The 13,336-nt window shown below is 73.7% G+C and carries 12 protein-coding genes; 9 read left to right on the top strand and 3 right to left on the bottom strand.

Annotation, left to right across the window (positions count from 1 at the left end):
• Positions 1 to 12: 12 nt before the first annotated feature.
• The 6 genes from QEZ54_RS09460 to QEZ54_RS09435 all read left to right on the top strand — a co-directional run bounded on the left by QEZ54_RS09460 (position 13) and on the right by QEZ54_RS09435 (position 5,871).
• Complete coding sequence (locus QEZ54_RS09460) at positions 13 to 1,185, top strand: threonine synthase (protein WP_281304136.1); 1,173 nt, start codon at positions 13 to 15, stop codon at positions 1,183 to 1,185.
• Between the two features lie 45 nt (positions 1,186 to 1,230).
• Complete coding sequence (locus QEZ54_RS09455; RefSeq protein ID WP_281304135.1) at positions 1,231 to 1,767, top strand: hypothetical protein; 537 nt, start codon at positions 1,231 to 1,233, stop codon at positions 1,765 to 1,767.
• A 67-nt stretch (positions 1,768 to 1,834) separates the two neighbouring features.
• Positions 1,835 to 2,734, top strand: coding sequence for a bile acid:sodium symporter family protein (locus tag QEZ54_RS09450; RefSeq protein WP_281304134.1), 900 nt, complete (start codon positions 1,835 to 1,837; stop codon positions 2,732 to 2,734).
• Between the two features lie 162 nt (positions 2,735 to 2,896).
• Positions 2,897 to 4,420 (top strand): NAD(P)/FAD-dependent oxidoreductase, encoded by a 1,524-nt coding sequence (locus tag QEZ54_RS09445; RefSeq protein ID WP_281304133.1) that lies wholly within the window; start codon positions 2,897 to 2,899, stop codon positions 4,418 to 4,420.
• Between the two features lie 52 nt (positions 4,421 to 4,472).
• On the top strand, positions 4,473 to 5,279 hold the full coding sequence (locus QEZ54_RS09440; RefSeq protein WP_281304132.1) for a fatty acid desaturase: 807 nt from the start codon (positions 4,473 to 4,475) through the stop codon (positions 5,277 to 5,279).
• Position 5,280: 1 nt separating this feature from the next.
• Positions 5,281 to 5,871 carry a TetR/AcrR family transcriptional regulator gene (locus QEZ54_RS09435; RefSeq protein ID WP_281304131.1) on the top strand — a complete coding sequence of 197 codons (591 nt, stop codon included), beginning with the start codon at positions 5,281 to 5,283 and terminating at the stop codon, positions 5,869 to 5,871.
• On the opposite strand, the gene QEZ54_RS09430 is transcribed toward QEZ54_RS09435, so the two are convergent.
• Positions 5,868 to 6,176 carry an STAS domain-containing protein gene (locus QEZ54_RS09430; RefSeq protein ID WP_281304130.1) on the bottom strand — a complete coding sequence of 103 codons (309 nt, stop codon included), beginning with the start codon at positions 6,174 to 6,176 and terminating at the stop codon, positions 5,868 to 5,870. The genes QEZ54_RS09435 and QEZ54_RS09430 overlap by 4 nt on opposite strands.
• 102 nt (positions 6,177 to 6,278) lie before the next feature.
• Between QEZ54_RS09430 and QEZ54_RS09425 the strand changes: the two genes are divergently transcribed.
• Positions 6,279 to 7,850, top strand: coding sequence for a PP2C family protein-serine/threonine phosphatase (locus tag QEZ54_RS09425; protein ID WP_281304129.1), 1,572 nt, complete (start codon positions 6,279 to 6,281; stop codon positions 7,848 to 7,850).
• A gap of 61 nt (positions 7,851 to 7,911) precedes the next feature.
• Here the strand turns inward: QEZ54_RS09425 and QEZ54_RS09420 are convergent, their stop codons facing one another.
• Positions 7,912 to 8,880, bottom strand: a complete 969-nt coding sequence (locus QEZ54_RS09420; protein WP_281304128.1) for a hypothetical protein — start codon at positions 8,878 to 8,880, stop codon at positions 7,912 to 7,914.
• A gap of 4 nt (positions 8,881 to 8,884) precedes the next feature.
• Positions 8,885 to 9,307, bottom strand: coding sequence for a peptidase inhibitor family I36 protein (locus tag QEZ54_RS09415; protein ID WP_281304127.1), 423 nt, complete (start codon positions 9,305 to 9,307; stop codon positions 8,885 to 8,887).
• Between the two features lie 355 nt (positions 9,308 to 9,662).
• Here QEZ54_RS09415 and QEZ54_RS09410 point away from each other — a divergent pair, with 355 nt between their 5' ends.
• Together QEZ54_RS09410 and QEZ54_RS09405 are read left to right on the top strand one after the other, a co-directional pair.
• Positions 9,663 to 11,954 carry a tetratricopeptide repeat protein gene (locus QEZ54_RS09410; protein WP_281304126.1) on the top strand — a complete coding sequence of 764 codons (2,292 nt, stop codon included), beginning with the start codon at positions 9,663 to 9,665 and terminating at the stop codon, positions 11,952 to 11,954.
• Between the two features lie 92 nt (positions 11,955 to 12,046).
• Complete coding sequence (locus QEZ54_RS09405) at positions 12,047 to 13,318, top strand: glycoside hydrolase domain-containing protein (protein WP_281304125.1); 1,272 nt, start codon at positions 12,047 to 12,049, stop codon at positions 13,316 to 13,318.
• Positions 13,319 to 13,336 lie beyond the last annotated feature (18 nt).

The following is a 13,336-nucleotide window of genomic DNA, read 5'->3' as shown; positions in this document are numbered from 1 at the left end:
AGCCGAGCGCCCATGTTCCTGACCCACCTGGACTGCCCCCGCTGCGGCGCCCAGCACGACGCGCACCGGCTGCAGAACCTGTGCTCCTGCGGCTCGCCGCTGCTGGCCCGCTACGACCTGGCCGCCGTCGCGCGCGCCGTCGAACCGGCCGCGCTGGCCGGCCGCGGCGCCGACCTGTGGCGCTACCGCGAGCTGCTGCCCGTGCGGGAGGACCGGCATGTGACCACGCTGGGCGAGGGCTGGACGCCGCTGTGGCACGCGCCCGCATACGGTGCGCTGATCGGGCTGGAGCGCCTGCTGGTCAAGGACGAGGGCCTGATCCCGACCGGGTCGTTCAAGGCGCGCGGCGCGGCCGTCGGGGTGTCGCGCGCCGTCGAGCTGGGCGCGCGGCACGTGGCGATGCCCACCAACGGCAACGCGGGCGCGGCCTGGGCGACGTACGCCGCGCGCGCCGGCATCGGCGCGACCATCGCGATGCCGCTGGCCGCGCCCCTGATCACCCGGCAGGAGGTGGTCGCCGCCGGCGCCGAGCTGCACCTGGTGGACGGTCTCATCAGCGACGCCGGGAAGCTGATCGCCGGGCTGATCGCGGCGTCGGACGGGCGGATCTTCGACGCCTCCACGCTCAAGGAGCCCTACCGGCTCGAGGGCAAGAAGACGATGGGGTACGAGATCGTCGAGCAGCTCGGCTGGCGGGCGCCTGACGTCATCCTCTACCCGACCGGCGGCGGCGTGGGTCTCATCGGCATCCAAAAGGCACTTGTCGAGCTGCGCGAACTCGGCTGGCTGACCGGTCCGGCACCGCGCCTGGTGGCGGTGCAGTCCACCGGCTGCGCACCCGTGGTCGCCGCCTTCGAGCGCGGCGAGCGGCGGGTGCGGCAATGGCCGGACGCGCGGACGGTCGCGTTCGGCATCACGGTGCCCGCCCCGCTGGGCGACGAGCTGATCCTGGACGCCCTGGCGGACAGCGGCGGCACCGCGATCGCGGTCGACGACGCCGACATCCTCGCCGACCTGCGCGAGTTCGGGCGTACCGAAGGGCTGCTGCTGTGCCCGGAGGGTGCGGCGTGCCTGACCGCGGCCCGGCTGCTGCGCGAACGCGGCTGGCTGTCGGCGACCGACGAGGTCGTGGTGCTCAACACCGGTGCGGGCATCAAGTATCCGGGCACCGTGGCGCACGACTGACGTCTGCTACGTTCGCGGACTCCCGGTCGATCGAACGGAGCACGCGTGTCGGTACGTCTCATGGGCGCCAACCCGGGCCTGACCCTGTTCGACGAGTCCGGGGCACGCACCGCGTTCGCCTCGGTGTGGCGGGTGGACTGGTCCGAGCGGGGTTCGGGGAGCGCGCTGGTGGTGTGGCACGACGGTGCCGTACGGGTCGTGACCGAGGACGCGCCGCTCGGCGAGTGGCTGGCGGCCGACTTCACCCGTCACTTCCCGGAGGTGTCCGGCCTGCCCTGGCCCGCTCCGGCGGTCGTGCGGGCACCGGTCGAGCTCGACTACGACCTGTCGGCGGGCGTGCGCGCCCGCGCTGCGGGGGCCACGGTAGAGATCACCGGTCCGCTGGACCGCCGGCTGATCCAGGCGCCGGGCTTCGACCTCGGGGGCGTACCGCACCTGCTGTCCACGGTGTACATTCCCTGCGCCGAGGGCGTGCTCACCCTGGACGGCGCCGCCGTGGCGGGGACGCCGCGGGTGACCCGCGAGCCCCGGGTGTCCTCCACCGCCTTCCTCGCCGACGCTGAAGTCTGGTGTCGCGAATAGTCCGGATCGGCGCAGGTACGACATTCTCGGAGATGAGCCGCGACCCACCCGGCCCGACCATTCTGAGATGGACAGTGTCGTATCGATAGTTCTCTTTCCCGTCGCGCTGGGCATCGTGATGCTCGGCCTGGGTCTCACGCTCACCGTCGGCGACTTCCGCCGGGTGCTGGCCTATCCGAAAGCCGTCGTCGCGTGCCTGGTCTGCCAGATGGTGGTGCTGCCGGCGGTCTGCCTGGGCCTGGTCACCCTCGCCGATCTGCGTCCGGAACTCGCCGTGGGCATGATGCTGCTCGCCGCGTCACCGGGCGGCAGCACCGCCAGCCTCTACAGCCACCTGTTCCGCGGCAACGTGGCGCTCAACATCAGCCTCACCGCCGTGAACTCGGTGCTCGCCGCGTTCACGCTGCCGCTGATCGTCAACTGGTCGATCGCGGCGTTCATGGGGTCTGACACCACGCTCGGCCTGCAGTTCGACAAGGTCCTCCAGGTGTTCGCGATGGTGCTGGTCCCGATCGGGGTCGGCATGTGGGTGCGCGGCCGGTTCACCGCCTTCGCCGAGCGGATGCAGCGGCCGGTCCGCATCCTGTCCGTCGCGGTGCTCGTGTTCGTCCTCACCGGCGCCGTCCTGGGCGTACGTGACCAGCTCGGGCCCGCGATCCAGGCGGTCGGCGTCACCGTCGTCGCGTTCAACCTGCTCAGCCTCGCCATCGGGTACGCCGCCCCGCGCCTGCTGCGGGTGGCCCACCGCGAGTCGGTCGCCTCGTCGTTCGAGGTGGGGGTCCACAACGCGACCTTGGCGATCACCCTGGCGCTGAGCCCGTCGCTGCTGAACAACCAGGTGATCGGCATGCCGTCGGTGATCTACGGCTCGCTGATGTTCCTCACCGCGGCGCTGTTCGGCCTGGTCGCCGCCCGCCCCGCCCGCACCCGTGCCCTGGCCGCCGCCCGCGGCGACGCCGCCGCGTAGACACCGCGCCGTTTTGGCTGCAGTTTCGGGGAAAGTGCACGAATGCCCGCCAAGATTCCTGCACTTTCGCCGAAACTGGCCCCTGCCAACGACATTGACGTGACGCGCGCGCGCCTCTAATTTGAACACATGTTCAGAACGGATGTTCAGAACCAGGTACCGGTGGGCACCCGCCCACCGCGCGCGCTGCCGCGGCGGTGCGACGTCGCGATCATCGGCGGCGGCATGGCCGGGCTGGCCACCGCCCTGCGCCTACAGGCCCAAGGACTGGCCACCGTCGTCTTCGAGGCGCACGGCCACGCGGGCGGGTGCGCGGGCTACTACCGGCACCGCGGCTTCTCCTTCGACGTCGGCGCCACCACCCTGGTCGACTTCACCCCGGGCGGGGTGGGCGCCGAGCTGCTCGACGCCACCGGCCTGACCGGCCTCGACGCCCACGACCTGCCCGGCTACGTCGCCTGGCTGCCCGACCGCACCGTCACCCTGCACCGCGACCCGGACCGCTGGCACGCCGAGCGGCTGCGCACCCTGGGCGACACCCGCGCCCACCGCCGCTTCTGGGCGACCCTCGACCACCTCGCGCAGGTGTTCTGGGCGGCCAGCCGCACCGGCATCCGCCTGCCCGTGCGCACCCCGGGCGACGCCCTGCACGACCTGCGCGCCCTCGGCCCGCGCCACCTCCCGCTCGCCCGGCACCTGAACCGGACGCTGGGCGACGAGCTGCGCCGCCACGGCCTGCGCGGGCAGGACAGCCTCGCCGCGCTGCTCGGGATGCTGGTGGAGGACACGGTGCACAGCAGCGTCGACCGGGCGCCGCTGATCAACGCCGCGCTCGGGGTGACCATCCGGGGCGCGGGGCTCAGCCGCCACCGGGGCGGCATGCACGGGTTCTGGCGCCGCCTGGTCACCCACTACCGCGGCCTCGGCGGCGACCTGCGCACCGGCTGCCGGGTCGAGCAGGTCACCGGCCGGGCGGGCGCGTTCGCCGTGCACACCCCGCGCGGCACCGTCAGCGCGGCGAGCGTGGTCAGCGCGATCCCGGCGCAGCTCACCGCCGCGATCGCGCCCGGCGCGGTGGCCGCCGGGCTGGCGCCGTACCTGCGGCGCGACGAGCCGGACCTGGGCGGGGCGGTGGCGGTGTTCCTGGGCGTGCCCGAGGAGGAGGTGTCCGGGCAGGAGTTCACCCACCACCAGCTGCTGCAGGACTACGCGCGGCCGCTGGGGGAGGGCAACAACATGTTCGTGTCCGTGTCCGACCCCGGCGACCTCGACAGCGCCCCGGCGGGGCACCGCGCGGTGATGATCTCGACGCACACCGAGCTGGGCGGCTGGGCCGGACTGTCCGAGGCGGACTACACGGCGCGCAAGGACGAGATCGGACGGCGGCTGATCGGGTACGCCCGGCAGGCGTACCCGCGGCTGGCGGAGCGGGCGGTGGTGTGCCAGGTCGGCACGCCGCGCAGCTACCAGCGGTTCACGGGCCGGCCGGGCGGGGCGGTCGGGGGCGTGCGGCAGACGCCGCGCAACACCAACCAGCACGCCCTGGGCCACCGCAGCGCCCAGCCGGGGTTCTGGCTCGTCGGCGACAGCACCTGGCCCGGCCTCGGCACCGTCGCCTGCGTGCTGGGAAGCCGCATCGTCGCCGCCGACGTCCGCCGGCACACCCGCGCGGCGGTGCTCTCGTGAAGTGCGAGGACGCAGCGATGCGAGGCCCGCAGGCACGAACCCGGGCGGCACTGTGAGCGCCGCCGGGCTGCCGAGCCTGGCCGAGGTCGGGGCGGACCTGCTGCCGGTGTCGGGGCGGCGGCGGTGGCTGGCGCTGCTGCGGCCGTACGCGGGAATCGTGCTCTTCGCCGTCGCGGCCTGGCGCGGCTGGTGGTGGCTGACGCCGCCGCTGGTCTTCGGGATCTTCGTCGCGGTCGTCACCGTCACCCACGACGTGGTGCACCGCAGCCTCGGGCTGAGCCCGCGGCAGACCGAGTGGGCCCTGTTCGCGATGGGCGTGGTGCTGCTGGAGAGCGGCCACGCCTACCGCGACACCCACCTGCAGCACCACCGCCTGTTCCCGTCCGACGACGACCCGGAGGGCTACCCGGCCAAGCTGACGCTGCTCGGCGCGGTCGCCTACGGGCCGGTGTTCCTGGGCAGGCTGTGGTGGTGGGCGTTCGGGCGGGCGAAGGGCGACCGGCGGCGCCGGGCGTGGCTGCTGGCCGAGGCGGCGGTGCCGTTCGCGGCGGTGGCCGGCGGGGTGCTGCTGTGGCCGCACAGCCCGGCGCTGCTGGCGTACGCGGTGATGGCGATCGTCGGCAGCTGGGTCTACCCGCTGCTGACCGTCTACCTGCCGCACCACCGGTACGGCGACGACCCGCTCACCCAGACGCGTACGCTGCGCGGCAGGATCATCCCCGCCGTCTTCCTCGAACTGACCTACCACCTGGAGCACCACCTGTACCCGCAGATCCCCAGCCACCGCCTGCCCGAACTGGCCCGCCGCCTCGACCCGCACCTCGCCCGCGCCGGGGTCAGGCCGGTCCGGGTGATCTGACGTGCCCCGCGCCGACACCCGCGCCCGGGTCCTGCAGGCGGCCGTCACGACATTGGCCACCGAGGGGTACGGGCGCACCACCGCCCGCGCCATCGCCCGCACCGGGGGCTTCGCCCCCGGTGTCATCTACTACCACTTCGCCGACCTCGACGACCTGCTCGTGGCGACCGCCCAGTTCACCAGCGACGCCCGCCTGGCCCGCTACCGGGCCGAGCTGGCCGGGGTCGGCGGCTTCGCCGACGTGCTGGAGCGGCTGCGGCGGCTCTACGAGGAGGACGGCGCCGAGGGGCACATCGCGGCGGTGCAGGAGCTGGTCGCGGCGGCCAACAGCAACCCGCGCCTGGCCGAGCAGGTGCGCGTGCAGACCGCCGTCTGGCAGGACTTCGCCGCCGAGGCGATCGAAGGGCTGCTCGCGGGCACGCCGCTGGCCGAGGTGATCCCGGTCCGGGAGCTGGCCACCGCCGCGGTCGCCATGTACCTGGGCATGGAGCTGCTGTCGCACCTGCACGCCAACCGGCTCGGCCCGGAGGCCCTGTTCGACGCCTCCCAGCGGTTCGCCCCGCTGCTGGACTCGCTGCGCCCCGACGCCTAGAGCCCGAAGTACGGCGACACCCCGGCCAGGTCGAAGATGCGGCGCAGCCACGGGCGGGGGTTGACGCAGCGCAGCTCGACGCCGCGCCCGTGGGCGTACTGGTAGACGCGGATCAGGCCGGACAGGCCGGTCGAGTCCAGGAAGATCGTCTCGGCCAGGTCGACCTCGACCACCGGGTGGGTGCAGGCGTCCACGACCTGCTTCAGCCAGCCGGTGACCGCCTCGATCTCGGCCATGTCGAGCTCGCCGACGAGGTGGACCGTGCACGCGTCGGCGGTTTCCGACACCGTATGCGAAATCGGCATGGAACTCCCTGGCGTCGTCGCGGCGGCAGACGACTTTTCCCGGTGCGCTGGGCGGTCGTGCCGCGCCTCTATAGGATCACCATTCGTGAGGGTCTGTACCCGATGATCGCCGCATTCGGTGATGCGGGCAGCCTGCGGGGCGCCTACGAGCAGGTGGACTGGGCGGCGACGGCGGTGGGTCCGCCGGACTCGTGGAGCCCGACGCTGCGGGCGTCGCTCAGCATCACCCTGAACACCAGGTTCCCGGTGACGCTGCTGTGGGGCCCCCGCTACGTGCTGCTCTACAACGAGGCGTACGTCGAGCTGATCGCGGGCAAGCACCCCGCCGCGCTGGGCCGCCCCGCCGAGGAGGTGTTCCCGGAGATCTGGGACGTCATCGGCCCGCTGCTGGACTCCGTACGCCGGGGCGACGGCTCGGTGCTCATGCAGGACCTGCGGCTGGACCTGCACCGCAACGGCTTCCTGGAGGAGTGCTACTTCACCTTCGCGTACTCGGCGGTGCGCGGCGCCGGCAACGCGATCGAGGGCGTCATCGACATCACCGAGGAGGCGACCCCGCGCATAGTCACCCGCCGCCGCATCGAGGCGCTGGGCCGCCTGGCGCAGGCGCTGGCCGTGCTGGAGGACCTCGACCACCTGGCCGACAAGGTCGCGGCGGCGCTGCGACCCGCCGCGTCGGACCTGTCGCAGGTGCGGCTGCACCGGCTGCACGACCACGACGGCGTGGCCCGCGAGGACCTGACCATCGCCCAGACCGCCGACGGTCCGCTGGTGCGCATCCCGCTGGCGTCGCTGGCCGACCCGCCGGTGGAGTTCCTGCTCACCGCGCGGCTCAACGACGCGCTCGTCGTCGACGAGGCGTACCGCACCTTCCTGCGGCTGGTCGGGTCCACCACCGCCGAGGCGATCGCCCGCGTCGCCGCGCACCAGGCCGAGCGCCGCGCCGCCGCGCTGGAGCGCCGGATGTCCGAGGCCCTGCAGCTGAGCCTGCTGACCCCGCCGGTGGAGGACGACCGGGTGCAGATCGCCGTCCGGTACCGCCCGGCGGCCGAGCAGGCCCACGTTGGCGGCGACTGGTACGACTCGTTCGTCCTGCCCGGCGGTTGCCTGACCGTGGCGATCGGCGACGTCAGCGGGCACGACCGCCGGGCCGCCGCCGACATGGCCCAGATCCGCAACCTGCTGCGCGGCATCGCGTTCACCGTCCAGTCGCCGCCCTCGGCCATCCTGTCCGCCCTGGACCGGGCGATGGCCACCCTCGGCCCCAGTACGCTGGCCACGGTGCTGCTGGCCCAGCTCACCCTGCCGCCCCGCCCTGCGGGCGGCCACCTGCTGCGCTGGTCCAACGCCGGGCATCCGCCCCCGGTGCTGCTGCTGCCCACAGGCCAGGCCCGGCTGCTGACACCGCCGCCGGAGCCGCTGCTGGGGTTCCTCAGCACCACCACCCGCGCCGACCACACGGTCGAGCTGCCGCCCGGGTCGTCGCTGGTGCTGTTCACCGACGGACTCATCGAACGCCGCGAGGCCGAGCGCAGCGCCGCGCCCGAGTGCCTGCTCGACGTGGTCGCCCAGCGGCAGCAGCTGTCCGCCGACGAGCTGTGCGACGAGATCCTGAAGCACTTCGGCGACGACCTTGAGGACGACGTCGCGCTCACGATCGTCCGCACCGTCTAGCTGGGCGCCGGGCGGTTCGGGGTCTGCCCCTCACCTCGACCCGCCCGGCGCCGCACGCCGCTCATCTCCCGAGCAGGGCATGCGCCCGGCCCACCGCGGCGGCGAACCGGACGGCCAGGTCGGCCACCTCGGCGCGCTGGGCCGTGTCCAGCGCCAGCACCGACTCCCGCCGCAGCCGCAGCTCGGTGCGCGACAGCCCGGCCTGCACGTCGCACTGCCCGTCCTGCACGGCCAGGGCGATCTCGGTGCGCAGCCGGGTCTCGGCGGGCTCGGTGCTCTGCTCGTAGGCCGTGCCCAGGGCCACCCGGATGGCGTCGGGCGTCTGGTAGGCGTGCCCGTGCGCGGCCATGCAGCGGCGCCACCCGTCCAGGGCGGCGGTGTAGCGGGGATCGGCGGCCGCCTGGCGGGCCGCGGTCCGGTTGAGCCCCTGCGGCAGGTACGCCACCCGGGCCCAGCTGTCCAGATCGCCGAACACCCCCGCGTAGCCCTGCGCGATGCACCCGTCCAGCGCGTACGTGATCGTGCCCAGCCCCGGCACCTCGACCGAGCCGGTCCGCTTCTCGTCGCCGAACAGCGCCAGCCGGTAGGCGGGCGTGCTCTCGGCCGGGTCGGCGGCCGTCGCGGGCTCGGCGTCGTCGCCGCCGGCCGCCATGCCGTAGCCCTCACGGCGGCGCCGGTCGAGGTCCAGCAGGCGCTGCTCGTCGGTCGCCCCCGTCGGCTGGTCGGGTGTGTAGCCCGACCACGCGAACCCGCGATCGCTCATGCACCGCCTGGTCAGCTCGTTCTCGGCCAGTGTCACCAGGTACCGGTGCTGCGGAAACGTTCCGGACCAGGTCACCAGATCCTGCGCGGCCGGGCTCGGCGCGGCGGCCCAGGTCGGGGCCGGTGCGCCCGCGGCTGCGGGCGGGGCGACGCCCGCCGGTGCGGCCGTGCCGCATCCGCCGAGCGCCGCCACCAGCAGAACCGCCGACAGCCCCAGGGTGAGTGCCCTTCGGTCGACCGGGTTGACCGGTCCGCTGCGGAGGTTCACCAGGTCACCGCGAGGAGCACCAGTGGTTGGACTTGATGATGTCCTCCCACGAGCCCACCGGGCTGGGGCCGGGGTTGGAGTTCAGGAACGCCAGCCGGCTGGTCTTGTACAGGTACAGGGCCTGGCCGGTGTAGTTGGTCCCCGACCACAGCCACACGTCGCAGTTCTTGCCGTGGTTGTAGACCGACGAGGCGCAGTTCATCCAGGTGCCGCTGCCGCAGGAGGACTGCGTCCAGTTCCAGCTCGGGTTGTCGTACTTCATCTGCTTCATCGGGCCGGTGAAGTCGCGGTCCACCCAGGCGCACACGTACTCCTCGGGACAGACGGTGTAGTCACCCGCGTGGGCGGCGGTCGTGGTGGGGACGAGCATCGCGGTGGCGGCTGCCACCATGAGCGCGGCCCGTCCCACGAACTTCTTCAGGGACATGCTTCCTCCAAGGGAATCCGGCGCCGGTTCTCGGCGCCGTGATCAGTCTTGTTCGGACCCCGGGTCGGAGGACAGGCGTCGCGCCTGCGGTTGATCGGCGTTTTGCCGCTTTGCTAGCCTCGACCGGTGCGTACGGATTGGATGATCGGCTAGTCGCCCGGCGACTATCGGACGAGGCCTGATCCGTTCCGCCGCAAGCGCCCGACCTGGTGTTTCGTCGTCAGTGGTCGCCCCTCGGGCGAGACCTGCCGCACGAGCCGCCGCGGGCGGTGCGGCGGCGGCACACCGGCGGCTTACCGGCGGTTGCCGGTGGCGGACGCAGCAGACGGGGTGCCGCAGCTGGGGGAGGAGCGCCGTGTTCGGCAGCACGCTGAGGGCCCTGCGTACGCAGGCGCTGCTCACGCAGGAGGAACTGGCCGCGTCGTCGGGGCTGAGCGTGCGCCAGATCCGCGAGCTGGAGGCGGGGCGGGTCGCGGCACCGCGGCCGAGCAGCGTCCGGGCGCTGGCCGACGCGCTGGCCCTGTCGCCGGAGGACCGCGAGCGCTTCCAGCAGTCCGCCCTGCCCGCCGAGCCGGAGCCGCAGCAGTCCGGCGACCGCGCGGACGACGCCGAGCGGGTCGAACCGCCGCCCTCGGACGCCCCCGATCTGCTGACGCCCGCGCAGCTGCCCGCCGACGTCACCGGGTTCACCGGCCGCGACGGCGAACTCGCCGCCCTCGACCAGGCGCCGCCGGGCCTGGTGGTGATCTCCGGGGTGGCCGGGGTCGGCAAGACCGCGCTCGCGGTGCACTGGGCGCACCGGGTCGCCGCCGGGTACGCCGACGGCCAGCTGTACCTGAACCTGCGCGGCTTCGACGACAGCGACGAGGCGGTGGACCCGGTCGCGGCCGTGCGGGGCTTCCTGGACGCGCTCGGTGTCGCGCCCGACCGGGTGCCGACCGACCCGCAGGCGCAGGTGGCGCTGTACCGCAGCCTGACGGCCGACCGCAGGCTGCTGGTGGTGCTGGACAACGCGCGCGACGCAGATCAGGTGCGCCCGCTGGTGCCCAGCGGCGCGGCCACCCGCACCGTGGTCACCAGCAGGCGCCGCCTGGCGACGCTGATCGCGCACACCGGCGCCCTGGCGGTGCCGCTGGACGTGCCGCCCGTCGCCGAGGCGGTGGAGCTGCTGGCCCGCCGGATGGGCACCGAGCCGGGCGACCGGGACGCCGTCACCGCCATCGCGGCCGCGTGCGGGCGGCTGCCGCTGGCCCTCGCGCTGGCCGGAGCCAGGGCCCGGCTGACCGGGTTCTCGCCGGTCACCCTCGCGCTGGAGCTGCGCCGCACCCGAGGGCAGCTGGAGGTGCTGGCCGACGGCGACGGGCAGGGCGTGCGGGCGGTGTTCTCGTGGTCGTACCGGGCGCTGAGCCCGGCCGCCGCCGCGCTGTTCCGGCTGCTGGGCCTGGCGGCCGGGCCCGACATCGCGGTGGCGGCGGTCGCCGCGCTGGCCGGGCTGCCCGTTCCGCAGGTGCGGCGTACGCTGCGGGAGCTGGCCGACGCGAGCCTGGTGACCGAGCACGTGCCGGGCCGCTACCAGCTGCACGACCTGCTGCGGGCGTACGCCGCCGAGCTGGTCCGCGCGCAGGAGTCGGACGAGTCGCGGCGGGCGGCGCTGACCCGGCTGCTCGACCACTACACCCACGCCGCCTACCAGGCCGATCTGGTGCTGAACCCGGTCCGGCCGCCGATCCCGCTGGTGCTGGCGGTCCGTCCCGGCGCGCACCGGGCCTACAACAGCCTCGACGCGGCCGTGCGCTGGCTGCAGAACGAGCACCGGGTCCTGCTCGCGACGCTGCGGCAGGCCGCCGACGCGGGGCTGCACATGCAGGCGTGGCAGCTCACCTGGGCGCTGGACACGTTCCTGCACGAGCGGCGGCTCTGGCGTGAGGAGGGCGCCGCCTGGGCGGTAGCGCTGCGCGCGGCGGCCGCGATGACCGACCAGCCCGCGGCCGCCCACGCGCACCGGTTCCTCGGTGCCGTGCAGGGCCGCCTGGCCCGGTTCGACGACGCCCACCGGCACATGAGCCAGGCCGTCGCGCTGAGCCGGGCGGTCGGCGACCGGGCCGGCGCGGGCGAGGCCCACTACGTGCTGTCCTACGTGTACTGGCTGCAGGGCGACCTGGTCCGCGCGCTCGAACAGGCGCAGCAGGCCCTCGCCCTGTACACCGAGCTGCGGGACGGGTACTGGGTGGGCAAGTCGGGGCTGGCGGTCGGCCTGTACCTCGACATGGCGGGCGAGCACCGGGAGGCGGTGCCGTACCACCTCGCGGCGATCGACGCGCTGCGGCGCTGCGGCGACCGCGCCAACGAGGCGGTCGGCTGGGACTGGCTGGGGCTGGTGTACCAGCACCTGGGCGACCACGCGCAGGCGGTGCGGCAGTTCGAGCGGGGGCTGCGGCTGGCCCGGGAGCTGGACGACCAGGTGCTGCAGGCGCAGCTGCTCACCCATCTCGGCGACGCGGTGGAGGCGGTCGGCGACCTGGAGACCGCGCGCGAGCACTGGCTGACCGCGTACCGCATCCTCAACGCCGTCGGGCATCCGCTGACCGGGGATCTGCGCCGCAAGCTGCGGGCCACCGCGCGGCAGGTCCGGGCCGAGCCGAGCTGACCGGTAAGCGCGGCCTACCGACGGCGCTCGATGTGTGGTAAAAGCTTTCTATTCACGACGGAGGAATGCAAGAAATCTTCAAGGAGGCGCGGATGGGAAGAGCACTGGCCCGCATCGGTGGTACGGCCGCGGCGGCGATACTCGTGGTGGCCGCGACCTGGGCGGCCGCACCGGCCGCGACCGCCGGGGCTGGGCCGACACCCCTGGCGGCGGCCGCCGCGCCGCTCGCGGTCGCCCCGCAGCCGGGTACCTACACCGGCAAGGGCTTCGAGACCTGCGCCGCCCCGTCGCAGTCCAACATGAACGCCTGGCGCAGCAGCTCGCCGTACCGGGCCGTCGGCATCTACATCAGCGGCGGCAGCCGCTCCTGCTCCCAGCCGAACCTCACCGCCACCTGGGTCGCCAACCAGGTCGCCAACGGCTGGCACCTGATGCCGATCGAGCTGGGCTACCAGGCCCCCTGCGGCACCCGCGCCCCGAAGATGTCGGCTGACCCGACCACGGCCCGCTCCCAGGGCCGCACCGCCGCCAACAGCTCCACCACCGCCGCCAAGGCGCTGGGCATCGGCGCCGGCAGCACCATCTTCAACGACATGGAGGCGTACCCGACGAGCGCCTCCTGCAAGGCGGCGGTGCTGTCGTTCCTGTCCGGCTGGACCGAGCGCCTGCACGAACTCGGCTACGTGTCCGGCATGTACTCCAGCGGCAACTCCGGCATCAAGGACGTGTGCGCCGAGTACGGCAACCCGGCCTACACCCAGGTCGACCAGCTGTGGATCGCCTGGTGGAACGGGGTGGCCGACACCGACGCGGGCACCTACTGCCCCGACGCGTACTGGGCGGACCACCAGCGGGTGCACCAGTACACCGGCGGCGGCAACGAGACCTGGGGCGGCGTGACGATGAACATCGACCACGACTACCTCGACCTCGTCGCGCCGGGCGCACCGCAGCAGTGGAGCACGACCGTCGACAACGCCGCGGCGGGCGGCTTCACCGCCAGCGCCAACTGGGGCACCTCGTCCTACTCGCCGCAGCGCAACGGGGCCGACTACCGGTTCGCCACCCCGGTGAACTCCAGCGACGTCGCCTGGTTCCAGGCCGACCTGCCGACCACCGGCGCCTACCAGGTCTCGGTCTGGTATCCGGCCGACCCCGGCTACAACAATCTGACGCCCTTCATCGTGGCCACGACCGGCGGCAACCAGTCCGTGTACGTCAACCAGCAGGCCAACGGCGGCCAGTGGGTGTCCATCGGCACGTTCACGCTCCCGGCCGGGCCGGGTAACAAGATCGGCGTCAGCCGCTGGACCAGCGGCACCGGCTACGTGGTGGCCGACGCGGTACGCATCACCCGGGTCTGACCCGCGAGGCGGGTGCGG

Source organism: Catellatospora sp. KI3 (assembly GCF_029948125.1).
Classification (GTDB): Bacteria; Actinomycetota; Actinomycetes; order Mycobacteriales; family Micromonosporaceae; genus Catellatospora.
Note: the sequence above shows the minus strand (reverse complement) of the source record. Positions and strands in the feature narration are given on the sequence as shown.